The sequence below is a fragment of the Dermatobacter hominis genome, from assembly GCF_020715685.1.
GTDB lineage: Bacteria > Actinomycetota > Acidimicrobiia > Acidimicrobiales > Microtrichaceae > Dermatobacter > Dermatobacter hominis.
This window is the reverse complement of sequence record NZ_CP085840.1, coordinates 2,392,360-2,415,431: the sequence shown is the minus strand read 5'-3', so window position 1 is coordinate 2,415,431 and position 23,072 is coordinate 2,392,360. Positions and strand designations below refer to the sequence as shown.

Annotated in this window: 23 protein-coding genes; 17 read left to right on the top strand and 6 right to left on the bottom strand. The window is 74.1% G+C overall.

Annotated features, from left to right (window positions below; translation table 11 throughout):
• The first annotated feature begins 36 nt into the window (after nt 1-36).
• From LH044_RS11320 to LH044_RS11310, 3 genes are read left to right on the top strand one after another with little or no spacing between them, the layout of a single operon-like run.
• Entirely contained in the window at nt 37-768 is a 732-nt protein-coding gene (locus LH044_RS11320; RefSeq protein WP_227755693.1) for a hypothetical protein, read from the top strand.
• Nucleotides 765-1,061 carry a hypothetical protein gene (locus LH044_RS11315; RefSeq protein ID WP_227755692.1) on the top strand — a complete coding sequence of 99 codons (297 nt, stop codon included), beginning with the start codon at nt 765-767 and terminating at the stop codon, nt 1,059-1,061. The genes LH044_RS11320 and LH044_RS11315 overlap by 4 nt, the downstream gene beginning before the upstream one ends.
• The gene (locus tag LH044_RS11310) at nt 1,058-2,104 is read left to right on the top strand and encodes a nucleotidyltransferase family protein (RefSeq protein WP_227755691.1); all 1,047 of its coding nucleotides are present in this window, start codon (nt 1,058-1,060) and stop codon (nt 2,102-2,104) included. Before LH044_RS11315 ends, LH044_RS11310 begins: the two co-directional genes overlap by 4 nt.
• Before the next feature lie 40 nt (nt 2,105-2,144).
• Here the strand turns inward: LH044_RS11310 and LH044_RS11305 are convergent, their stop codons facing one another.
• The gene (locus LH044_RS11305) at nt 2,145-2,777 is read right to left on the bottom strand and encodes a NeuD/PglB/VioB family sugar acetyltransferase (protein WP_227755690.1); all 633 of its coding nucleotides are present in this window, start codon (nt 2,775-2,777) and stop codon (nt 2,145-2,147) included.
• A complete protein-coding gene (locus tag LH044_RS11300; RefSeq protein WP_227755689.1) occupies nt 2,774-3,391 on the bottom strand; it encodes a sugar transferase in 618 nt (205 codons plus the stop codon). Before LH044_RS11300 ends, LH044_RS11305 begins: the two co-directional genes overlap by 4 nt.
• Nucleotides 3,392-3,502: 111 nt before the next feature.
• Here LH044_RS11300 and LH044_RS11295 point away from each other — a divergent pair, with 111 nt between their 5' ends.
• From LH044_RS11295 to asnB, 3 genes are read left to right on the top strand one after another with little or no spacing between them, the layout of a single operon-like run.
• Complete coding sequence (locus tag LH044_RS11295; protein ID WP_227755688.1) at nt 3,503-4,654, top strand: DegT/DnrJ/EryC1/StrS family aminotransferase; 1,152 nt, start codon at nt 3,503-3,505, stop codon at nt 4,652-4,654.
• Entirely contained in the window at nt 4,647-5,753 is a 1,107-nt protein-coding gene (locus tag LH044_RS11290; protein WP_227755687.1) for a glycosyltransferase, read from the top strand. Before LH044_RS11295 ends, LH044_RS11290 begins: the two co-directional genes overlap by 8 nt.
• Complete coding sequence (gene asnB, locus LH044_RS11285; RefSeq protein WP_227755686.1) at nt 5,753-7,690, top strand: asparagine synthase (glutamine-hydrolyzing); 1,938 nt, start codon at nt 5,753-5,755, stop codon at nt 7,688-7,690. The genes LH044_RS11290 and asnB overlap by 1 nt, the downstream gene beginning before the upstream one ends.
• Nucleotides 7,691-7,730: 40 nt before the next feature.
• Here asnB and LH044_RS11280 read toward each other — a convergent pair whose 3' ends face one another.
• Nucleotides 7,731-8,846 carry a glycosyltransferase gene (locus LH044_RS11280; RefSeq protein ID WP_227755685.1) on the bottom strand — a complete coding sequence of 372 codons (1,116 nt, stop codon included), beginning with the start codon at nt 8,844-8,846 and terminating at the stop codon, nt 7,731-7,733.
• An 89-nt stretch (nt 8,847-8,935) separates the two neighbouring features.
• On the opposite strand from LH044_RS11280, the gene LH044_RS11275 reads away from it, so the two are divergent.
• Nucleotides 8,936-10,108, top strand: a complete 1,173-nt coding sequence (locus LH044_RS11275) for a glycosyltransferase family 4 protein (protein WP_227755684.1) — start codon at nt 8,936-8,938, stop codon at nt 10,106-10,108.
• 29 nt (nt 10,109-10,137) lie between these two features.
• On the opposite strand, the gene LH044_RS11270 is transcribed toward LH044_RS11275, so the two are convergent.
• The 3 genes from LH044_RS11270 to LH044_RS11260 are packed head-to-tail and all read right to left on the bottom strand — an operon-like array spanning nt 10,138 to nt 13,909.
• A complete protein-coding gene (locus tag LH044_RS11270) occupies nt 10,138-11,895 on the bottom strand; it encodes an ABC transporter ATP-binding protein (protein WP_227755683.1) in 1,758 nt (585 codons plus the stop codon).
• A gap of 2 nt (nt 11,896-11,897) precedes the next feature.
• Nucleotides 11,898-12,887 carry a GNAT family N-acetyltransferase gene (locus LH044_RS11265; protein WP_227755682.1) on the bottom strand — a complete coding sequence of 330 codons (990 nt, stop codon included), beginning with the start codon at nt 12,885-12,887 and terminating at the stop codon, nt 11,898-11,900.
• A 32-nt stretch (nt 12,888-12,919) separates the two neighbouring features.
• Nucleotides 12,920-13,909: a glycosyltransferase gene (locus tag LH044_RS11260; protein WP_227755681.1), complete on the bottom strand. Its 990-nt coding sequence runs from the start codon at nt 13,907-13,909 to the stop codon at nt 12,920-12,922.
• Between the two features lie 110 nt (nt 13,910-14,019).
• Between LH044_RS11260 and LH044_RS11255 the strand changes: the two genes are divergently transcribed.
• The 10 genes from LH044_RS11255 to nuoK all read left to right on the top strand — a co-directional run bounded on the left by LH044_RS11255 (nt 14,020) and on the right by nuoK (nt 23,064).
• Complete coding sequence (locus tag LH044_RS11255) at nt 14,020-15,585, top strand: hypothetical protein (RefSeq protein ID WP_227755680.1); 1,566 nt, start codon at nt 14,020-14,022, stop codon at nt 15,583-15,585.
• Entirely contained in the window at nt 15,582-17,471 is a 1,890-nt protein-coding gene (locus LH044_RS11250; RefSeq protein ID WP_227755679.1) for a polysaccharide biosynthesis tyrosine autokinase, read from the top strand. The genes LH044_RS11255 and LH044_RS11250 overlap by 4 nt, the downstream gene beginning before the upstream one ends.
• Nucleotides 17,472-17,549: 78 nt before the next feature.
• Entirely contained in the window at nt 17,550-17,927 is a 378-nt protein-coding gene (locus LH044_RS11245) for an NADH-quinone oxidoreductase subunit A (protein ID WP_227755678.1), read from the top strand.
• Nucleotides 17,897-18,424 (top strand): NADH-quinone oxidoreductase subunit B, encoded by a 528-nt coding sequence (locus tag LH044_RS11240; protein ID WP_374210615.1) that lies wholly within the window; start codon nt 17,897-17,899, stop codon nt 18,422-18,424. The genes LH044_RS11245 and LH044_RS11240 overlap by 31 nt, the downstream gene beginning before the upstream one ends.
• Before the next feature lie 3 nt (nt 18,425-18,427).
• The gene (locus LH044_RS11235) at nt 18,428-19,192 is read left to right on the top strand and encodes an NADH-quinone oxidoreductase subunit C (RefSeq protein ID WP_227755676.1); all 765 of its coding nucleotides are present in this window, start codon (nt 18,428-18,430) and stop codon (nt 19,190-19,192) included.
• Nucleotides 19,192-20,364, top strand: coding sequence for an NADH-quinone oxidoreductase subunit D (locus LH044_RS11230; RefSeq protein ID WP_227755675.1), 1,173 nt, complete (start codon nt 19,192-19,194; stop codon nt 20,362-20,364). Before LH044_RS11235 ends, LH044_RS11230 begins: the two co-directional genes overlap by 1 nt.
• Nucleotides 20,361-21,401 (top strand): complex I subunit 1/NuoH family protein, encoded by a 1,041-nt coding sequence (locus LH044_RS11225; RefSeq protein ID WP_227755674.1) that lies wholly within the window; start codon nt 20,361-20,363, stop codon nt 21,399-21,401. Before LH044_RS11230 ends, LH044_RS11225 begins: the two co-directional genes overlap by 4 nt.
• Nucleotides 21,401-21,949, top strand: coding sequence for a 4Fe-4S binding protein (locus LH044_RS11220; protein WP_227755673.1), 549 nt, complete (start codon nt 21,401-21,403; stop codon nt 21,947-21,949). The genes LH044_RS11225 and LH044_RS11220 overlap by 1 nt, the downstream gene beginning before the upstream one ends.
• 259 nt (nt 21,950-22,208) lie before the next feature.
• On the top strand, nt 22,209-22,766 hold the full coding sequence (locus LH044_RS11215) for an NADH-quinone oxidoreductase subunit J family protein (protein ID WP_227755672.1): 558 nt from the start codon (nt 22,209-22,211) through the stop codon (nt 22,764-22,766).
• 1 nt (nt 22,767) lies between these two features.
• Nucleotides 22,768-23,064, top strand: a complete 297-nt coding sequence (gene nuoK, locus LH044_RS11210; protein ID WP_227755671.1) for an NADH-quinone oxidoreductase subunit NuoK — start codon at nt 22,768-22,770, stop codon at nt 23,062-23,064.
• Nucleotides 23,065-23,072 lie beyond the last annotated feature (8 nt).

Genomic DNA, 23,072 nt, shown 5'->3' with positions numbered 1-23,072 from the left:
GCCCCGGTTCGGGGCTGCGGCTGGCACCCTACAGGGGTGATCGAGCGCTATCACCTCGTGCTCGCGGCGATCGCGCTCGCCATCGGCACGGTGCTGGCGGTGGTCGACCGGCGGGGCCCGAAGGTGTTCCGCGACCGGGTGCCCGGTCTCGTGCTCAGCGCGGCCGCCCTGCTCACCGTGATCGTGGGCGTCGCCCACTGGTTCCCGTGGGCGGTCGTGGCCGGCGTGGCGGTCGCCCCGGCCGACGACGGCGCCCCGCCCCACCCGCTCGGCCCGTGGACCTGGGTGCTCGCGATCGTCTCGCTCGCCGGCATCTGGGCGTCGGTCCCCGACACCGAGCCCGCCCTCGCCGCCGGGCTGTGCCTGGTCCCCGTCGCGATCGTCCGCAAGGGTCGCGGCGTGTCGCCGGGCCCGGTCGGCACGGCGGTGCTGGTCACGCTGATCGCGGGCGCGGCGTGGGTCGGCGCCGCGGAGCGGGTGGCGCCGATGTGCACGGCCTCGGCCGTGGGCGCCGTGCTCGTGGCGCCCCTGCTGCTCGGCTACCGGCGCCCGCTGACCGGCGCGGGCCTGGCGCTCGTGGCCGGCGTGCACTGCACGACCGCGCTCGCCGGCAGCCGGGCGATCATGTCGATGTCGGGGCCCGACGCCCTCGGCGGCGCGGTGCTGCTCCTGGCCCTCGACGCGGCGGCCGTGCTCGTGGGCGCCGCCATCTCCCGGACCCCGGCGGTCGACGACCCGTCGGGCGACGACGGCGGGGCCCTGGCATGAGCGGCGCCGGCCGGACCGTGCGCCGGGACCCGCGGGTGCTCTGGCGGCGCGTGCACGACGGCGTGCTGCTGCTGGCGCCCGGCGCGACGACCCCGGTCCTCGCATCGGGCGCGGCGGGCACGGTGTGGCTGCTCCTCGGCGAGGCCGGTGCGTCCTCGGCCGAGCTGGTGCGCGCCGCGACCGCAGCGGGGCCCCCCGAGGGCGCGCCGGTCGACGGCGGCGTCGGCGCCGCGGTCGAGCTGCTGGTCGGGGCCGGGGTCGCGATCCTCGACGTCGACGGGGACGCCGCGTGAGCGCGGTCGACCGGGCTCGGACCGCCGTCGTGGGCCACGGCGTCGTCGACGGTCCGTCCGATCGGGACCCGGAGCCGCCGGTGCTCGACGACCCCGGCGCGGACCGCTTCGTGGCCGGCGCGGTCGCCGATCGCGTCGTCGGCCTCGCCTTGGCGGCGGTCGACGCCGGCGCGGTGGTCGTGCCGCCCGCCGCCGTCGAGCGCCTGGCCTCGGCGCAACGCGAGAGCGCCGGCGTCGCCCTCGTGCTCGAGGCCGAGCTGCTGCGGGTCGCCGCGCTCCTCACCGGGGCCGGGATCGACCTCCGGGTCCTCAAGGGACCGGCGCTCGCGCACACCGCCTACCCGGACCCGGCGTGGCGCGAGTTCGGCGACGTCGACCTCCTCGTCCGCGGGCCGGACCTGCCGCGGGCGGCGGACGTGCTCGCCGTCTCCGGGTACGAGCGTGCCTTCCGACCGGTCGGGCGGCGCTACGAGACCGAGGTCGCCAAGAGCGTGACGCTGCGGAGCCCTCGTGGCTGGGAGATCGACCTCCACCGCACGGTCGCCACCGGTCCGTGGGGCGTGCTGGTCGACCCCGACTCCCTGTGGTCGCCCCGCGCCGACCTCGAGCTGGGTGGCGTCGATCTGCCCACGCTGCCGCCCGAGCTCCACCTGGCGCACGCGCTCGTCCACGTCGGGCTCGGTTCGCCGACCCCGCGGGGGTCGAACCTGCGGGACCTCCTGCAGCTCGGCGACGGCACGGTCGACCGGGCCGAGGTGCTGCGGCTCCTGCGTTCGTGGTCGGCGCTGGCCCCCGCCCGCGAGGCACGCGGCTTCCTGCCGCCCGAGCTCCGGAGCGGCCTCGACTGGCTGGGCCACGGCGAGCCCACGCGCCGCGAGCGGCGCTGGATGGCGCTGCACCGGCGGTCGCCCCAGCCCTTCCGCCGCCTCACGATCGAGGGCCTCGTGGTCGCAGGGCCGTCCCGCCGGTCGCTCCGCTACCTGCGCGCCGTCGCCCCGCTGCTCCTCCCCGCCGCCGCCCAGGGCCGGGCCCGCCGGGGCTGAGCCCGCTCGAGCCGGCGAGACGTCCCGCTGCGCCGACCGCTCAGTGCGGGCGCGCCGGCACCCCCACGACCGTGGTGCCGGGCTCGACGTCGGCGAGCACCACCGCGCCGGCGCCGACGCGGGCACCGGCGCCGACGGTGCAGCCGCGCGTCACGATCGCCCCGGTGCCGAGGAAGACGTGGTCGCCGAGCACGCAGTCGCCGTTCACGAACACCCCGGGGCTGAACTGCACGAAGTCGCCGACGACGGTGTCGTGCTGCACAGCGCAGCCCACGTTGAGGTGGGTGTGGCGCCCGATCCGGACGTCGGTCGTGATCGTCGTGCGGTCGAAGACGACGACCCCCTCCCCGAGCTCGACATCGGGACCGATGTGGGCCCCCGGGTGCACGACGGTCGCGGGGTCGGCCGGGAGGGCCGAGAGGCGCGCCGCGAGCCGTGCCCGCACCTCGGGGGTGCCCACGCCGATCGCGTAGGCGGTCGGCCGCACCAGCAGCGCGCCCAGGTCGCCGAGGAGGGCCACCCCGAGCCGCTCGAGGCGCCCGAGGTCCACGTCGCCGTCGTCGACGAAGCCGACGACGTCCCAGTCGGCCGTGCCGGCCCGCGCTGCGGCCGTCGCCGCGTCGAACACCTCGCGGCCGTGGCCGCCGGCGCCGACCACCACGAGCTCGGTCACCCGGGCGTCGCCTCGTCGGTCGGTTCGGGCGCCGCGAGGGGGTCGTCCTGCGGGTGGCCCTCGACGCCCTCACCGGAGAGCATCGTCGAGAACGTGCGGGCGATGATCGACAGGTCGGTGCGCACGGACTGGGTCTCCACGTAGCGCACGTCGAGGTCGATGCGGTCGCCCCACGACAGCGCGTTGCGCCCGGACACCTGGGCCAGGCCGGTGAGGCCCGGACGGACGGCCAGGCGTCGGCGCTGGTGGTCGTCGTAGCGGGCCACCTGGTAGGGCAGCGTCGGCCGCGGCCCGACCACGCTCATCTCGCCGAGTGCCACGTTGATCAGCTGGGGGAGCTCGTCGAGCGATGTGCGCCGCAGCACCCGTCCGGCCGAGGTGATGCGGCTCGCGTCGGGGAACACCGGGTTGTCGCCCGCCACCATCGTGCGGAATTTCCACACCTGGAACGTGACGCCGTCCCTCCCGACGCGCTCCTGGCGGAAGAAGACCGGTCCCGGCGACGTCAGCCGCACCGCGAGCGCGCACGCCGCGCCGATCAGGAGGGCCGGCCCGGCCACCAGCGCGAGCACGCCGAGGTCCACGATCCGCTTGCCCCGGTACGGTCGGTCCACGACCGGATGCTGCCACGTCCCCACACCGGCCGACGTGATCCGTCCGACCCCTCCGGGGCGGGGTCGTTGCCCCATCGCCCTCCTCCGAGGTGCCTTGTACCCTCGGCGGCCGTGGGTCGGATCTACCTGTCACCGCCGGACGTCGGGCCGCTCGAGCGGGACGCGCTCCTCGCCGCGTTCGACTCGAACTGGATCACGCCGCTCGGGCCCGAGGTCGACGCCTTCGAGCGCGAGCTGGCGGCGCTGTGCGGTGCGGAGTCGGCGGCCGCCCTGTCGAGCGGCACCGCTGCGCTGCACCTGGCGCTGGTGATGAACGGGATCGGCCCCGGCGACGAGGTGGTCGTGTCGGACCTGACGTTCGTGGCCCCCGCCAACGCGGTCCGCTACGTGGGCGCCGACCTGCGCTTCGTCGACGCCGAGCGTGAGACGTGGAACATGGACCCCGACCTGCTCGCCGACCTGCTCGAGCGCCGTGAGGCGGCGGGCGAGCGGCTTCCGGCCGCGGTGATCGTCGTCGACCTGTACGGCCAGTGCGCCCAGCTCGACCGCATCGCGGCGCTGTGCGAGCGCCACGGCGTGCTGCTCGTCGAGGACGCGGCCGAGGCCCTCGGCGCGACCTGGCAGGGCCGCTCCGCGGGCGCGTGGGCCGAGCTCGGAGCCTTCTCGTTCAACGGCAACAAGATCATGACGACGGGCGGTGGCGGGGCGCTGGTCGGCAGCGCGGACGACATGGCCCGCGCCAGGTCGCTCGCCGCGCAGGCCCGTCGACCGGTGCTGCACTACGAGCACGAGGAGGTCGGGTTCAACTACCGCCTCTCCAACCTGCTCGCCGGCCTCGGCCGCGGCCAGCTGGCGCGCCTGGGCGACCTCGTCGCCCGGCGCCACGCCGTCAACGCCCGCTACCGAGAGGCGCTCGCGGAGGTCGAGGGGGTCTCCTTCATGCCGTGGGACCCGCGCGGTGACGTGAACGGGTGGCTCACCGTCGTGCTGCTCGACGACGCGCTCGGCGTCGCCCCGCTCGACGTGTGCCGCGCCCTCGACGAGCGCGACATCGAGGCGCGGCCGGCGTGGAAGCCGATGCACCTGCAGCCCGTGTTCGCCGGCGTGCCGGTCGAGGGGGGCGCCGTGGCCGAGGACCTGTTCCGGCGCGGGCTGTGCCTTCCGAGCGGCTCGGTGATGACCGACGCCGACGTCGACCGCGTCGTGGGCGCGCTGCTCGACGCGCTGTCCGTGTCACGGGCCGCCGGCGGTGCCCGTGGGTGAGCGCACCCACGTGCTGTGGCTCGCCAAGGGCCTCGGACCCGGAGGGATGGAGCGCCTCCTCCTCACGCACGCGCGCGTCGCCGATCGGGACCGCTTCGACTTCATCGTCGGCTACCTCGTCGAGCGACCGAACTCGCTGCGCGCCGACCTCGAGGCGGCGGGGGTGCCGTGCGTCGACGTCGGCAAGGGCCGGCCCGAGGATCCGCGCTGGGTGCTGCGGGTGCTGCGCCTCGTCGACGAGCTGCGCATCGACGTCGTGCACGTGCACTCGCCGATGGTGGCGGCGGTGCTCCGTCCGGCCCTCCGGACCCGGCGACACCGGCCTGCGCTCGTCTACACCGAGCACAACTCGTGGTCCGACTACGCAGCGGTCACCCGCGCGGCGAACCGGTTGACCTACGGGCTCGATGACCGGCACGTCGCGGTGTCGGCGGCGGCCCGGGACTCCGCCCCACCGCGCCTGCGGAGCGGGATCGAGCTGCTCGTGCACGGCGTCGAGCTCGACGGCGTCCGCAGCAGGGCCGGGGAGCGCGGACGGGTCCGTCGCGAGCTCGGGCTCACCGACGACGAGGTGCTGGTGGGCGCGGTGGCCAACCTGCGACCGCAGAAGAACTACCCGCTGCTGCTCGACGCGGCCCGGCACGTGGTCGACCGCCGCGAGGGCGTCCGGTTCGTCGCGCTCGGCCACGGTCCCCTCGAGCACGAGCTGGTCGCCCGCCGCGACGAGCTCGGCCTCGGCGACCGCTTCTCGTTCCTCGGCCACGTCCCCGACGCCCCGGCCGTGATGTCGGCGTTCGACGTGTTCGTCCTCTCGTCCGACGTCGAGGGCCTGCCCGTCGCGCTGATGGAGGCGTGCGCGCTGGGCCTGCCCGTGGTCGCCACCGCGGTCGGCGGGGTGCCCCAGGTGGTGGACGAGTCGATCGGTCGGCTGGTCCCGCCGGGGCGGGTGGGACCGCTCGCCGACGCCATCGTCGAGCTGGCCGACGACCCGGCGCTGCGGCGACGGCTCGGCGCTGCGGCGGCCGAGCGGTCCGGCCGCTTCGACGCCAGAGTGGCGGTCCGCCGGATCGAGGAGCTGTACGCGGAGGCCGCGGGCTGATGTGCGGGATCGCCGGCCTCCTCGACCCGACCGGATCGTCGACGGGCGACGAGCTCGCGGCGATCGCCTCGGCGATGGCGGGCGAGGTCGCGCACCGGGGCCCCGACGGGCACGGGACCTGGGTCGATCCGGCGGCCGGCGTCGGGCTCGGCCACCGTCGGCTGAGCATCCTCGACCTCAGCGACGCCGGCGCCCAGCCGATGACCTCGGCCGACGGCCGCTGGGTGCTGGCCTACAACGGCGAGGTCTACAACCACCGCGAGCTCGGCCGTCGGCTGGTCGCCGAGGGGGTCCGCCTCCGGGGCCACTCCGACACCGAGGTCCTGGTCGAGGCGATCGCGGCCTGGGGCCTCGGGCGCGCCCTGGAGCGGTGCGAGGGGATGTGGGCCTTCGCGGTGTGGGACCGGCGGGAGCGGCGGCTCACGCTGGCCCGGGACCGCGTGGGGGAGAAGCCGCTGTACTACGGCACCGCGGGACGGGCCGTCGTGTTCGCCTCCGGTCTGGACGCGCTGGCCGCGCACCCCGACTTCGACCGGACGATCTCGGCCGACGCCGTGTGCGGGCTCATGCGCTACAAGTACGTGCCCGCGCCGCTCGCGATCTTCCGCGACGCGTGCAAGCTGCCGCCGGGCTGCACGGTGGTGGTCGAGGCGGACGGCTCCGTGGGCGAGCCGGTCGCCTACTGGTCCTACGCCGAGGTCGTCGAGCAGGCCGCGGCCCGACCGTTCGAGGGGTCGATCACCGAGGCGGTCGACGAGCTCGAGCAGCTGCTGGCGTCGAGCGTGTCGCGCCGCCTCGTCGCCGACGTGCCCGTCGGGGCGTTCCTGTCGGGCGGCATCGACTCGTCGACGATCGTGGCTGCCATGCAGGCGGTCGCGTCGGGCCCGGTCGCGACGTTCACGATCGGGTCGCCCGACTCCGGCTTCGACGAGTCCGACGACGCCCGCCGCGTCGCCCGGCACCTCGGCACCCGCCACCACGAGCTGATCGCCACCGGCGCCGACGCGCTCGCCGTCGTCGACCTGCTGCCGGTCGTGTACGACGAGCCCTTCGCCGACTCGTCGCAGATCCCCACGTTCCTCGTCTCGCAGCTCGCACGCCGTCACGTCACCGTGGCGCTGTCGGGCGACGGCGGCGACGAGCTGTTCGGCGGCTACAACCGCTACCGCTGGATCCCGGGGATCGACCGACGGCTCCGCCGGGTGCCGATCGGGGCGCGGCGGCTCGCGGCCCGGATCGCGAACCGGCTGCCCGCGGACCGCTGGGACGACGTCGGCAGGGTGATCCCCGAGCGGGTCCGCCCCCGGCAGCTCGGCCTCAAGGTCGAGAAGGCGGCGAGCGTCGCGGTGCTGGGCGGGCCGGAGGAGATGTACCTCAGGGTGATCTCGCACTGGCCCGACCCCACGGCCGTCGTGCCGAGGGGCACCGACCCCGAGGTCCTGGCCAAGCGCCCGGAGCGCTGGCCCGCGGTCGCCGACGGCACGGCCCGGATGATGGCCGTCGACCTGCTCACGTACCTCCCCGACGACATCCTGACCAAGGTCGACCGGGCCACGATGGCGGTGGGCCTCGAGGGCCGCGTCCCGTTCCTCGACCGGCGCATCGTCGAGTTCGCCGCCGCGCTGCCCATGTCGATGCGCTCCTCGGACGGCGAGTCGAAGGTGGTGCTCCGGCGCCTGCTCGACCGCAGCGTGCCCCGCCACCTCGTCGACCGCACCAAGACCGGCTTCGGGATCCCCCTCGACGCGTGGCTGCGCGGGCCGCTGCGGGGGTGGGCGTCGGACCTGCTCGACGGCCCGGTGGCCTCGGAGTGGTTCGATCCGACGACGCTGCGCACCGCGTGGGACGAACACCGCACCGGCGCCCGCAACCACGGCTACCGGCTGTGGGACGTGCTGATGTTCCTCGCCTGGGCCGAGCACCGCGGCCTCTCCTGACCGGAGCACCACCGGACCGGGGGTGAGGCCCGGGCGGGGGTCAGGTCACCGAGTCGATGACCTCCGACCACAGGCCGGCGACGACGGGGAGGTCGAAGCGCTCCAGGCAGCGCTGCCGGGCCGCCACGCCGAGCTCCTCGCCCCGGGCCACGGCATCCCGGAGCGCGGCGGCGAGGGCGGCCGGGGCGTCGGGCCCGTCGGCCGAGCGCGGGTCCAGGAGCACGCCGGTGACCCCGTCGAGCACCACCTCGGGCATCCCGCCGACGGCGTAGCCGACCACCGGCAGGCCGACCATCCCGGCCTCGATCGCCGCGGCCGGCAGCCCCTCGGTGCGGCTCGGCACCACGAGCACGTCGACGTGGTCGAGCAGGTCCCGCGGCCGCCCGACCGAGCCGAGGAAGCGCACGCGATCGGGCGCGAGCTCCGTGGCGAGCCGGCGCGCCTCCGAGGCGAGCGGACCGTCGCCGGCCACCAGCAGGCCCAGTCCGGGATCGCCGGCCACCGCCCGGATCGCGAGCTCGGGCCGCTTCTCCTCGGCGAGCGCGCCGAGCCAGCCGACCCGGTCGAGGTCGGGGTCGAGCGGGCCGACCGCCGGTGCCGCCGTCGCCGCACCGGTGTCGCCGAGCCCTGTCGCGTCGAGCTCCGTCGCGTCCAGCTCCGTCGCGCCGAGCCCCGCGGCGTCGACCGCGTTCGGCACCACGCGGACACGGCGGGGATCGAGCCGGTAGCGGCCGATGAGCTCCTCGCGGGCTCCCTCGTAGAGCGCGGTCACGGCGGCGGCCCCCCGCAGCGGCCACCCGATGCGCGCCGCGGCCAGCGGGACCTCGCCCCACTGCGCGGGGTCGCCGATGTTGCGGTACACGAACGGCCGGCGGGCCACGCGGGCGGCGAGCGAGCCGGCCAGCAGGGTGGCGGAGCCGTGGCCGACCACGACGTCATGGCGGCGCGCCGCCGACGCAAGGCGCGACAGGCCCACCGGGTCCCACCGCGACCGGCCGGCCGCCGGGATCGGGAGGGGGTTCGAGGCCGCCGCCGGGCGGACGGCGAGCAGCGTGCAGCGGTGGCCGAGCGGCTCGAGCGCCTCGGCGAGCGCGACCGCGAAGACCTCGGCCCCCCGGCGATCCGGGGAGGTCGTGAGCATCAGCACGCGGGCCACGACCGCATCATGGCCGGTCCGGCTGCCCCGACGGACATCCCCCGACACGGGGTGACGGTCTCGGCCCGTCGGCGGGCAGACTGCTCCGGATGCGCGTCCTGCAGGTGCTGCCGAGGGTGGTCCACGGGGGAGGGGCCGAGCAGTCGCTCGCCATGCTGGCCCCGCTGCTCGTGGAGCGCGGCATCCGCCCGCACCTGGCGGTGCTGCACGAGAGCCAGGCGCTGGTGCCCGACCTCGAGCGGATCGGCGTCGTGGTGCACGACCTGTCGCGGGAGGGAGAGGACGCCGACGCGCTCTCGGCCATCCCCCGCCGGACCGCGGCGGTGCGGACCGTCATCCGGGCCGTGGACCCCGCCGTGGTCCACTCGACGCTGTTCGCGGCCGACGTCGTCGCCCGCCTCGCCTCGCTGCGCACGGGCGTCCCGGTGCTCAGCACCTGGGCCACCACGACGTACTCGGCGGACGCCCCCGGCGCGGCCGTCGCGCCGTGGAAGCGGCGGATCGTCAAGGAGATCGACGAGTGGTCGGGCCGCGTGTCGGCCTGCCGGTTCCACGCCGTCACCCGCGGCGTCGCCGACGACGGCATCGCCGCGCTGCACGTCCCACCGGCGCGTGTCCGGGTGGTGGAGCGCGGCCGGGACCCGTCCCGGTTCCCGCCGGCGACCCCCGAGCGCCGGGTCGCCGGTCGCGCCCTCCTGGGGGTCGGCGACGACGACGTGGTGCTGCTGAACGTCGCCCGCCAGTTCCCGGCCAAGGGGCACGTGACGCTGATCGAGGCGTTCGACCGCGTCGCCACGGCCGACCCACGGGTGCGCCTGGTGCTCGTCGGTCCCGACGGCGCCTCGACGCCCGACGTGCAGCGCGCGCTGGCGCGCATGGTCCACCGCGACCGCGTGGACCTGCTGGGCGGCCGCGACGACGTCGCCCAGCTGCTGCCGGGCGCGGACCTCTTCGTGCTCTCGTCGCTCGTCGAGGGCGCGGCCGGCGCGGTGCTCGAGGCCATGGCGGTCGGCGTCCCGGTGGTGAGCACGCGGCTCGAGGGGCTCGTCGGCGTGCTCGAGGACGGTCGGGACGCCGTGCTGGCCACGCCCGGCGACCCCGACGACCTCGCCCGGGCCGTCGAGGCGGCGCTCGCCGATCCGGCGGCCGCCGCAGATCGTGCGGCCGTCGCCCGTCAGGAGTTCCTCGAGCGCTTCACGATCGACGCCGCCGCCGACGGGATGGCCGCCCTCTACCGCGACCTCGCCGACGGCCGGTTCTGACGTCCGGTCGCCGGTCGCGTCGGTCCGCGCTAGCGGTCGGTCGCCGGCGCGTCGTGCGCGGTCAGGTAGAAGTCCGACGTGCCCCGCAGCCGCTCGGGCGTGTCGAAGGCCTCGACCCGACCGTCGCGCAGCACGAGCAGGCGGTCGCACGACGACAGCGTGCTGAGCCGGTGCGCCACGACGACGATCGTGAGCGAGCCGTGCAGCTCCTCCAGCGTGGACTGGATCGCCCGCTCCGAGATGGCGTCGAGCGAGCTGGTCGGCTCGTCGAGCACCAGCAGCCGCGGCGATCCGGCGAGGGCCCGGGCGATCGCGACCCGCTGGCGCTGACCGCCCGACAGGCCCGAGCCGCCCGGCTCCAGCACCGAGTCCATGCCGTCGGGCAGCTCGGCGGCCACCTCGTCGAGGTGGGCGAGGTGCGCCGCGGCCCGCACCCGGTCGTCGGGGAGGTCCCGGAGGAAGCGGATGTTGTCGGCGAGCGACGCCCGGATCACCACCGGTTCCTGCGGCACGTACGCGACCTGGCCCGCCCAGGCGTCCTGCGAGAACTCCTCGATCGGCACGCCGCCGACGAGCACGCGCCCGCTCGTGGGCGGCTGCAGTCGCAGCAGGACCTGGATGAGGGTGGACTTCCCGGCCCCGGAGGGCCCGATCACGCCGATCGACTCGCCGTCGCGGATCTCGAGGTCCAGGCCGTCGAGGGCCGCCCGCCCGCTCGGGTAGGCGAAGTGGAGGTCGTGCACGGCGATCGCGGCGCCACCGGTCGCCGGGCGGTCGCCGTGGTCCGGCCGGGACGCGTCGTCGATCGCGAGCTCCTCGCGCACCTGGTCGACGTAGGTGCCGCGGTCGCTGAGCCGCTGCGTCGCCGTCACCAGCTGCTGGCCGGCCGACAGCGAGCGGAGCAGGAGCAGGACCACCGCGCCGAACGCCGCGAACTGCCCGGAGTCCCCCCTCGAGGCCAGCACGCCGAGGGCCCCGACGATGACCGCGAGCGCGAGCGACTGGTAGAGCGGCGGGGTCGCGAGCTGGAGGGCCCGTGACCGGCCGAAGGCGGCCGAGCTGGCGTCGATCCGGTCCGCGAGGCCGAGCGCGGCGCGGTCGCGCACGCCGAAGGTCTCGAGGTCGCGGCTCGCCTCCTCGAGCTCGGTCACGTCGGCGCCCAGGTCGCGGAGCCCGCCGATGTAGTGGCGGGTGCTGCGCCGCAGCGTGGTGGTGAGCGGGCGCAGCAGGACCAGCAGGAGGCCGCCGAGGACGACGATCCCGGCGGCGGCGATCGGGTTCACGACGATCGCCGAGAAGACGAACGTGAACAGGTTGAGGAGGATCGTGATGGTCCACGCGATCGTCACCGCGAACTCGGCCACCGCCTCGGCGTGGTTGGTGATCATCACCTGCAGGTCGCCCCGCGGCCGCCCGGAGCGGCGGGCGAACGACGAGCCGAGGTACGCGGTGGTCAGGCGGGTGCGGACGATCGTGAGCACCTCGGCGCCGAGGCGGGCGGAGATCGAGGCGTTGACCAGCACGCTGAGCGCCTTCGCCCCGAGCAGCGCGGCGGCGAGCGCCATCGCCCACGCCGTCGACATCTCCACGCCGAGCAGCTCGATCGACCGGTCGCCCTGCACCAGCGCGTTGGCCCCGAGCGCGATGAGCACCAGCACCCCGGCCTCGGTGATGCCCGAGAGGAACCCGCTGATGCCGACGCCCACGAGCCGGCCGCGCGACCGGGTGGGCAGGAACGGCTCGGCCCGGCGGTAGGACGCGGACAGCTGGGGGAGGCGGCGTGCCATCGTCAGAACAGCTCCACGTCGCCCAGCGCGAGGCCGAGGTCGCGCAGGCGTGGCGTGCCGGCCCGTGCCACCGGGCGCCAGGTGAGGACCGGACCGAGGCGCGGGACCGGCACGAACGACCGGGGCGTGGACGGGCCGCGGGCCGCGATCAGGTAGTCGGCGCCGGCGGCGCGGGCGGCCGCGAGGAGCGGCGCCGTGCCCGTGCGGGGGTCGGGGAGGAGGGTCTCGGCGACCGTGGCCTCGAGCGCGTCGCCCCGACGGCGGAAGCGGACGACGCAGCAGCCGTCCGACAGCCGGTCGCCGACGGGCAGCACCCGGTAGTGCAGGGGACCGAACCGGTAGCGCCACCGGAGGTGTGCGGCGTCGCGATCGGTCGCCAGGCCGCGTGGGACGCAGCGGCGCAGGAGCAGGTCCACCTCGTCGTCGTCGGCGAACGCCTCGATCGCCGGGACGCCCACGTCGACCTCCTCGGACCACTTGTCGGCGGCCGTACGGGCCCCGGCCAACCGGGGGAGCGAGCCGGCCCCGACCGGTCGGACCGCGACGGGCACTCTGCCGACCACGTTCCACCCCATCTTCAGGTAGCCCGGCCGGCTCTGGTCGTTGGGCGTGTTGAACACCGCGCCGACCCCGTCGTCGCGCAGCTCGGGGAGCGCGCCCAGCGTCAGGCGGGTGAACACGCCACGGCCCTGCGCGTCGGGGTGCGTCGCCGTGTCGACGGCGCGGACCGCCCGGAGCGGGGTGCCGTCGGGCCGGCGGAACCGCCAGCGCAGGAACACCCGTACGCCGACCGGGCGCCCGTCGTCCTCGGCGATCCACATCGGGGACGCACCGGCCGGGTTCTCGTCGTGCTTCCAGGAGAAGAACGCCTCGTCGAGGCCCCCGGCGCGCCAGCCGAGCGCGGCTCGGCAGAGCGCCACCACCTCCGGGCGATCGGCGCGCATCGCCCGGCGGACGGTGAGCTCCGCCCTGGTCGACTTCCCGCCGGTCACGGCGTGCACGGTACCGGTCCCGTCGCCCCCGCTCACGTGGCGGCTCCCCGATCGGCCGCCGGGCCCGGCGCGCCGGCGGGCGCCGGCGGGTCGACCCGCCGCCCGGCCCGGCCGCGGTACCCGTCCCCGACGCCGCGCACGGTCATCCTCAGGTGCGCGAGGCCCTGGCCACCCCCACGGACCGTCGTGCCGACCGAGCCGGCGAGCGCCCGCAGCGCCGCGAGCAGGGCACCCCGGCCGTCGCGGCGCCGGCGCAGCACGAGCACGAGGTTGCGCGTGGAGTAGTACCGGCGCCACGGGGTCTCGGGCGCGGCCGCCGGTGGCCGGCCGAGCCGTCCGTCGCGCTCGCGCCGGCGGTGGGTCGCCGGGCCGTGGGCCCACAGGTGGAAGCCCGCGTCCTGCAGGCGGAGGCCGAGCTCGAGGTCGTCGAAGCCGAAGAACAGGTCGGGGTCCGTCAGCCCGGTCGCCCGCACCGCCCCGGTCGAGTACATCGGCAGCACCCCGCCGCCCAGGTAGTCCACCTGGACCCGCTCCGCGCCGAGCTCCTCGTCGCGCGGCCGCACCGTCCGCCCGCGGCGGTCGAGCCGGGCCCCCACCTCGCCGACGGCCCCCGTCATCGGGTCGGCCGCGAGCGAGCTCGTCGCGAACTCCCGGAGGCGCTCGAGGTCCGTGGGGCCCTCCGGCGGGTCGTCGTCGTCGAGGAGGAGCACCCAGTCGCCCGGACCGAGCCGGTCCGAGACGAGCCGTGCCCCTCGTGCGAGCGCGCCGGCCGGGCCCAGGTTGTCGCCCAGCGGCACGTGCCGGACCGGGAACGGCGTCGGCACGTCGGCCAGCACGGCGGCGGTCGGCTCCGGATCCCCGTTGTCGAGCACGAGCAGCTCGTCGGGCGGCGCCGTCTGCGCCGCCAGGCCGGCGAGGGTGGCGGCGAGCTGCTGCGGCCGCCGGTACGTGACCAGCAGCCCGACGACCGCCGGTCGGCCGGTGCGCGCGGTTCCCGCCGTCTCGTGCCCCCTCGAGATCACTCGGGCCCAGGGTACCGACGCCCGCGTGCCCGGCCAGGGGGCGGTCCTCACGGTTCACCCGGGTGCGGGGCGGAGGTGTGCGGGTGGCGGCCGACCCCTACCATCGCGGGGTGGCGGTGCGGTCCCGACCGACCCTGGGGGCGAACACATCCCTGTCGGAGCTCCCGGTGCTGGGAGTCGGCTTCCTCGCGATCCTGGCCGTGCTCAGCGGGCTGGCCGTCTTCCTGAACACCGGCAGCTACGACGTCGCGATGTCGATGGTCGTGCTGCTCGTGATCGTGGTGGCGTCGATCCCGGTGCTCCGGTGGCTCGCCGACCGGGACGGCGACCCGGCCCTGTTCCGGATCACGATGGCCGGGCTCGTCACCAAGATGGCGTTCTCGCTCGTCCGCTACTGGGTCATCTTCATCGCGTACAACGGCGAGGCCGACGCCGCCCGCTACGACTCCGACGGGTGGCTCTACGCCCAGAAGGTGCGGGCGGGCAACTGGATCCCGGCCATCCGGTCGATCGACGACGTCGAGGACGCCACCCGCCGGATCATCAAGCTCACCGGGTACGCGTACACGATCATCGGCCGGTCGAAGTTCGGGGCGTTCTTCCTCTTCTCGTGGCTGGCCTTCTGGGGCGCCGTGCTCTTCCTGCGGGGCGCGAAGCGGGCGTTCCCCGAGCTCGACCACCGCCGGTTCACGTACCTCATGATGTTCTTCCCGTCCCTGCTGTTCTGGCCGTCGTCGATCGGCAAGGACGCGGTGATGATCTTCCTGCTCGGCGTCGTCTTCTACGGCGCCGGGCTGCTGCTCGGACCCAGGGCCCGCCTGATCGGCGTGCTGCCGTTCGTGGCCGGCATGGGCGGCATGGTCCTCATACGCGCCCACGTGGCCGCGATGGCCGCGCTCGCCGTCGTGGTCGCCACCGGCTTCGCCGCGCTCGGCGGGTCGAAGGCGGAGGGCGTCTCGATCCGCGGCCGGATGGTCCGGATCGTCGCGCTCGTCGTCATGGTGGGCGCGGCCTCGGTCGCGGTGACGCAGACGTCGCGGTTCTTCACCCAGGAGGCCGGGGAGGCGACGAGCACCGAGGGCGCGATGGAGCTCACGCTCGAGCGCACGATGATCGGCAAGTCGGCGTTCCAGCCGGTCCTGGTCACCACCCCGGCGCTGCTCCCGGCGGGCACGCTGTCGGTGCTCTTCCGGCCGCTGCCGTGGGAGGCCAAGAACGTCGGCAACCTGATCGCCGCGGGTGAGAGCCTGCTGCTGCTGGCGCTCGTCGCGGTGTCGGTGAAGCGGCTCCGGTACTGGCCGTCCTCCGCGTGGCGCCGCCCGATCCTGATCTTCGCCGCCGTCTACACGCTGATGTTCGTCGTCGCCTTCTCGAGCATCGGCAACGGCGGCATCCTGGCCCGACAACGGGTGCAGCTGCTGCCCTTCGTCCTGCTCGCGGTGTCGGTGCCGGCGACGAGGTGGTGGAAGCGGCCGGTCGACGAGCACGCAGACGGGTCCGACGAGGACGGCCCGGCGGCCCCGGACGACGACCCCGATGCGGACGCGGACGGGTCGTCCGGGCCGGATGTCCCCGGCGGCGGACGGGTCGGTACCATGGCGACTCGGGCGGTTCGGGGGCCGGCGAGCACACGTGCCGGTGCCCGTCGGACGATGCTCCCCGGGGGACGAAGGTGACGAAGATCCGAGCGGTGCTCAGGCGACGGTGGCCCATCGTCGCCGTCGCGCTCGTGCTCGGCGCGATCGCGGGCGCCCTGTCGACGGTGGTGGCGCCGTCGCAGACGCAGACCACCTTCAAGGCCACCGAGGTGATCGTCGCCAACCGCACGACCACCGGGGCGCAGGGCAACGTCGAGCAGGACGCCCTCAAGGTCACCCGTGGTGAGATCGCGGCGGCCGCCGCCGAGCGGCTCGGCGAGGAGGGCGACGTCAAGGAGCTGGCCGCCGACATCGAGGCCGTCCCCGACGTCGAGAGCGCCTCGATCGAGGTGTCCTCGGAGGACACCGACTCACAGCTCGCGGCCCGGCGGGTGGACGCCTTCGTGCAGGCCTTCCTCGACGTCACCAACGCGGACCTGCTCCAGGACCAGCAGGCCCGGGGCGCCGAGCTGCAGAAGACCGTCGACCAGGCCCAGGCCGCGCTCGACGCGTTCGACGAGGCCAACCCGACCGCCATCGCCCCGACCCAGTCGCCGCAGAGCCAGGCGCTCGCCGCCCAGCGGGACCAGCTGGCGGTCCAGCTCGCCGATGCGTCCTCCCAGCTCACCGACTTCCGGGTGAACGCCCAGGCCACGCTGCCGTACAGCTCGCTCGGAACCGAGGCGCCCACGCCGGTGGACAACCAGCTCGTGCCCGTGCCGAGCTCGCCGATCTTCCGGATGGGCCTGCTCGGCCTCGTGGGTGCGGTGCTCGGGCTGGGCCTGATCCTCGTGATCGAACGGCTCTCCCCGCGCATCGACACCCGCGACGAGCTCGTGGACGCCGTCGACGTCCCGATCGTCGCCGAGGTGGGCAACGTCCCGCGGAAGCGCATCCCGCGTGCGGAGGGCGCCCGCCTCCGGCTCACCGGCTCGTGGGCCGAGCCCAACCGCCGCATCCGGTCCGCGATCCAGTTCCTGCAGGCCAACCCCCGCTTCTCGGGGACGGCCGACGGCGACGGCCCGGTGCGGCCGCCGCGCGTCTTCCTCTTCACCTCGGCGTCGCCGGGCGAGGGCAAGTCCACCACGGTGGCCCTCACCGCGCTGGCCCTCGCGGAGTCGGGGACCGACACCCTCGTGGTCGGCGGCGACTTCCGCCGGCCGAGCATCGACGCGCTGCTCGGCTCCGCCACGCAGCCCGGCATCCGGGACCTCGCCCGGCTCGACGTGCACCGGCCGACGCACCCCGAGGTCGTCCACGGCACGCCGACCGCCCACCTCTGGGTGGCCCCGAGCGGTCCCGCCACCAAGGAGGTCGTCGGCCTGGCCGAGGCGGCCCGGGAGCTGATCGCCGACGCCGCCCAGCAGGGTGGGACGGTCCTGGTCGACTCGTGCCCGGTGGAGGCCGCGAACGACGCGATCGACCTGCTGCCCGTCGTCGACGAGGTGATCCTCATCGTGCGGTCCGGGCGGACCGCCCGCTCGACCCTCGAGAACACGATCGAGCTGCTGCGCCAGCACAACGCCCACCTGATGGGCGTGGTGCTCATCGGCACGCCGGGGCTCGGCAAGGTGCAGGACTACTTCGAGGGCTACTACGGCCCGCCCGACGACCTCCGGGGCCTGCCCGCGGCGCCGGCGCCGCTCGCCGCCGCGCCGGCCGTGGCCGCCCCCGCTCCTGCGGCGACGCCGCACGCCGCGCCGGTCCCGCCGCCGCACGCGCCGGCCGCACCGCCCCCGGCGGCGCCCCCGGCTCCGGGGCCGCCCGCGGCCCCCGTCGCGCCGCCGAACGGCGTCCCGGTCAACGGGAACGGCAGCGGGCTGCCGACCCCCAACGGCACGAACGGCGTCGCGCCGGGGGTGCCCACGGGGGTGCCCACGCCCCCGCCGTTCGGCACCGGGCCCGGGCCCGGCCCGCAGGGCTGAGCGCCGCGCCGACGCCCGGCAGGCGGACCGCCCGCAGCTTTGGCCCCGTTCGAGGGCTCTGAGTAGTCTCCCAGCCTGATGGCGAACCCGCTCAGCGACTTCCTTCGCAGCTTCCTCACCGTCGGACTCTTCGCCGCTCTCGGCATCGTCCTCTTCGCCCTGCTCGTCGGCATCAGCGCGCTGCTGCGCCCGGACCGGAAGCAGGCGCAGAAGTACATCGCGTACGAGTCCGGTGCGGATCCGGTCGGCGACATGTGGTCCCAGAGCCAGGTCCGGTACTACATCTTCGCCCTGCTGTTCGTGATGTTCGACGTCGAGGCGGTCTTCATCTTCCCCTGGGCCACGAACCTGGAGTGGTTCGGGGTGTTCGGCCTCGTCGAGATGTTCATCTTCATCTTCATCCTCGTCCTCGGCCTGGTGTACGCCTGGCGCAAGGGGGTGCTGAAGTGGGCCTAGGACTCGTCGAGAGCGGCAAGGTGCCCAAGCCGCTCACCAAGCTCCTGAACCTGTCCCGCAGCTACTCGATGTGGGTGTACCAGTGGGGTCTCGCCTGCTGCGCCATCGAGATGGGCGCCGCCTTCGCCTCGCCCCGCTACGACGTGATGCGCCTCGGCGTCATCCCGCTGCCGGCCGGGCCCCGCCAGACCGACCTCGTCGTCATCTCCGGCACCGTCACCGACAAGATGGCGCCGTCGGTCCTGCGCCTCTACGAGCAGATGCCGGACCCGAAGTACGTCATCTCCATGGGCAGCTGCGCGAACTGCGGCGGTCCGTACTGGGACAGCTACTCCGTCACGAAGGGCGTGGACCAGATCCTGCCCGTCGACGTGTACGTGCCCGGCTGCCCGCCCCGGCCCGAGGCCCTCCTCGAGGGTGTGGTGCTCCTGCAGCAGCGCATCAAGGACGAGGACATGGCCGAGCGCTGGACCGGCGAGTCGGTCGGGGTGGAGTGAGCGATGGCTGACGACACCGCCACCGCGCCCGCGCCCGACGACGGCGGCTCCGAGGAGCAGGTCGAGGAGGTCGTCGAGACCGACGAGCAGCGCGAGGAGCTGCTCGGCCGCTTCTCCGGCGTGCTCGGCGACGCCATCGTCGACTCGCTGATCGAGCCCGGTGTCGACCTCACGATCCGGGTCCGGACCGACGCCTGGCGGGCTGCGGCCGACGTGGCCCGGAACCACCTGGGCGCCAAGTACTTCTGCTTCGTCTCCGCGATCGACTGGCTCCCGTCGCCGTACGGCCGCTCGATGGACTCCGACGTCGACACCGTGCTCGCCGCCCAGACGGGCGACGTGCCCGAGCCGGCGTCGGCCGAGATCGTCCGGGGCACCACCGGTGGCGAGACCCGCTTCCAGGTGTTCGGCCGGCTCGCCCACGTCGGCGGCGAGGGCGAGTTCTGGGGCGTCACGCTGAAGGCCGACGTGCCCGACGAGCTCGTGATCGACTCCTGGGTGCCGATCTTCGCCGGCGCCGACTGGCACGAGCGGGAGACCTGGGAGATGTTCGGCATCACGTTCGTCGGCCACCCCGGCCTGCGCCACATCTACCTGCCGGGCGACTTCGAGGGGAACCCCCTGCGCAAGGACTACCCGCTGATCTCGCGCATGGTGAAGCCGTGGCCCGGCATCGTCGACGTCGAGCCCATGCCCACTGACGAGGCCGCCGACGGCGCCGATGCCGACGGCCCCTCCGCCGGCGAGACCGAGGGAGGCGAGGCCTGATGACCGCCGTCACCGATCGCCGTCAGCTCCAGCAGATCGCCGCCCGGGCCGCGGACGCCCGCGTCAACGTGGAGCTCGAGACCGAGGGCATGACCCTCAATATCGGGCCGCAGCACCCGGCGACCCACGGCACGCTGCGCATCGTCGCCCGCCTCGACGGCGAGCAGGTCGTCGCGGCCGAGCCGGTCGCCGGCTACATGCACCGCGGCTACGAGAAGCTGACCGAGGTCCGGACCTACGCCCAGTGCACGGCGCTGGTGAACCGGATCGACTGGCTGGGCAGCTTCGCCAACGAGGTGCCGTTCATCCTGGCCGCCGAGCGGCTGATGGACGTCGAGGCCCCGCCCCGGGCGACCTACATCCGCACGATCCTCTTCGAGATGAGCCGGATCGCGCACCTGATCCTGTTCCTCGGCGACATGGGCGTGCAGCTCGGCGCGGTCACCCCGGTGTTCTTCGCCTTCCGCGACCGCGAGTTCGTCCTCGACCAGATCGAGCGCGTCACCGGCGGCCGGTTCCACCCGAACTTCGACCGCATCGGCGGCCTCAAGGACGACCTGCCCAAGGGCTGGCTCGAGGACACGAAGTCGATCATGGACAAGGTCCGCGGCTTCTGCGACGAGATGGAGGACCTCCTCATGGGGTCCGAGATCTTCGAGGAACGCACCCGGGGCATCGGCGTGATCCCCGCGGACGTCGGCCTCCAGTACGGCCTGTCCGGCGCCAACATCCGCGCCTCGGGCGTCGACTGGGACCTGCGCCGCGACAACTGCGTCGGCCTGGCCTACCCGGACCTCGACTGGAAGGTCTGGACCCACCCCGACGGCGACTCGTTCGCCCGCTTCTGGGTGCGCCTCCAGGAGGTCCGCGAGTCCTCCAAGATGATCGACCAGCTCTGCGACGGGCTGCCCAGCGGCCCGATCATGAGCAAGGTCCCCCGCATCATCAAGGTGCCGGCGGGCGAGGCCTGGGTCTCGACCGACAACCCGCTCGGCGAGATGGGCTACTACATCGTGAGCCAGGGCGACCTCACCCCGTTCCGGGTGAAGATCCGCTCGGCGAGCTTCAACAACGTGTCGATCACGCCCTGGCTGCTCCGCGGCGTCTACGTGCCCGACATCGTGACGATCCTGGCGTCCCTCTACTTCATCCTGGGGGACATCGACCGATGACCGGCGTCCTCTCCGCCATCGAGCTCGCGTACTGGCAGCAGACCGCCATCCGACTGGTCGCCGGCCTCGTCGCCGTCCTGCTGCTGACCGGTGGCGTCGTCTACCTGTACCTCTTCAAGTTCGTGTCGTTCATGCAGAGCCGGCTCGGCCCGATGGAGGCCGGCCCGTACGGCTCGCTGCAGCTGCTCGCCGAGGTCGGCAAGTGGCTGCAGAAGGAGGACATCTCCACCTCCGAGTCCGACAAGTTCATCTTCGGGCTCGCCCCGGCGGTCGTCCTCGTCTCGACGTTCCTGATGTTCGTCGTCATCCCCGCCGGGCCGAACGCCGTGATGGCCGACCTCGGGACCGGCATCTACTACGTGCTGGCGATCTCGTCGCTGTCCGTGATCGGCATCCTCATGGCGGGCTGGGCGTCGGCCAACAAGTACGCCCTGATGGGCGCGCTCCGGGCCGGCGGCCAGCTGATCGCCTACGAGCTGCCGCTGGTGCTCGGCGTCATCGGCGTCGTCATCCAGGCCGGCAGCCTGAACCTGCAGCAGATCGTCTACGCCCAGTCCGAGGGCCAGATCTTCGGCTGGGGCGGGATCGGCAGCCCGTACATCCTCACGCAGTTCGTCGCCTTCGCGATCTTCATGATCGCCGTCCAGGCCGAGCTCACGCAGACCCCGTTCGACATGCCGATCGCCGAGTCCGAGCTCGTCGCCGGCTACCAGGTCGAGTACTCCGGGATCCGCTTCCTCGTCTACTTCATCGCCGAGTTCGCGACGGCCGTCGGCTTCGCGGCGATCGCGTCGACGCTGTTCCTCGGCGGCTGGGCCCTCCCGGCCGAGTGGGGCATCTCCGACACCGCCATGCACGTGATCGGCCCGATCAACGTGTCGCTCAAGGCGGTCCTCCTCGTCGGCGTCGTGTTCTGGGTGCGCTTCAGCTTCCCCCGCTTCCGCGAGGACCAGCTGCAGCGCCTCGCCTGGAAGGTCCTGATCCCGCTGGCGCTGGCCAACATCGTGGTGACGGCGATCCTGAAGGTGGTGTTCTGATGCCCAAGCCGCAGAAGCCGCAGGTCCCCGGTGTGCTCAAGGGCCTCGGCGTCACGCTGCGCACGGCCAAGGAGACGATCTTCCCCGACGGCATGCTCAAGCCGCCGTCCCCGTCCAAGGGCGCGGCCACCGTGCAGTACCCGCGGGAGAAGGAGACGCCGGCCCCCCGGGCGCGCGGCGTGATCGCCCTCAAGGAGGACAACTGCACGGCGTGCATGCTGTGCGCCCGCGAGTGCCCCGACTGGTGCATCTACATCGAGGCGCACAAGACGCTGGCCCCGCCACGCCGCGAGGGCGGCAAGCCGCGCTCGGTCAACGCCCTCGACCGCTTCGACATCGACTTCGCGCTCTGCATGTACTGCGGGATCTGCGTCGAGGTCTGCCCGTTCGAGGCGCTGTTCTGGAGCCCGGAGTACGAGTACTCCGAGGTCCACATCGCCGACCTCCTCCACGACAAGACCCGGCTGGGCCAGTGGATGGAGACCGTGCCCGACTTCGAGGCGTACGAGTCGGGCTCGGAGGTCAAGGTCAAGAAGGTGCCCCGATGAGCGAGCGCAGCGAGCGAGTGCAGCGGCGCGAGGGACGAGCCCGCTGTGGATGGGGTCCGGGGGCGCAGCCCCTGGTGGCGAGCATGAGCGAGCGCAGCGAGCGAGTGCAGCGGCGCGAGGGACGAGCCCGCTGTGGATGGGGTCCGGGGGCGCAGCCCCTGGTGGCGAGCGTGAGCGAGCGCAGCGAGCGAGTGCAGCGGCGCGAGGGACGAGCCCGCTGTGGATGGGGTCCGGGGGCGCAGCCCTCGGTGGTGGGACGATGAGCGGTGCCGTCGCGTCGTTGCTCGCTGCCACGGCGCCCACGTTCGACACGCCGGCCAACGTCGCGTTCTCCGTGCTGGCGGTGGTGATGGTCATCGCCGCGGTGCGCGTCGTCACGACGAAGAACATCGTGCACGCCGCGCTCTGGCTGATCATCGTCCTCGGCGGCAACGGCATCATCTACCTGCTGCTGCAGGCCGAGTTCGTCGCCATGACGCAGTTCCTCGTCTACCTGGGCGCGATCGTCGTGCTCTTCCTGTTCGGGATCATGCTGACCCGCGCCCCGCTCGGCCGCTCCGAGGACCTCGACAACGACCAGCGGTGGATGGGCATCGCCGTCTCGCTGATCCTGCTCGTCGTCATCGGCTACTCGCTGATCAAGACCTACACCACCGACGAGCTCGACTTCCGAGCGGTGCAGAGCCCGGGGACGAACGCCGCGACCCAGGACCTGGCGGCGGCGATCTTCACGGACTACCTCGTCCCGTTCGAGGTCGTGTCGGTGCTCCTGCTCGCGGCCCTCATCGGGGCGATCGTCCTGGCCAGGCGGGACTGACATGCTGCTGAACCAGTTCCTCCTCCTCGCCGCCGCGCTCTTCTGCATCGGCGTCTACGGCGTCATCGTCCGCAAGAACGGCGTGCTCGTCCTGATGTCGATCGAGCTGATCCTGAACGCCGTGAACATCAACCTGATCGCGTTCAGCACCTTCTGGGGGCTGGGCGGGCAGGTGTTCGCCCTGTTCGTGATCGCCGTCGCCGCCGCCGAGGTGGGCGTGGGCCTGGCGATCGTGCTCCTCATCTACCGGAACAAGCGCTCCATCGACATCGACGAGCTCGACGAGTTGAAGGGCTGACGCAGCGC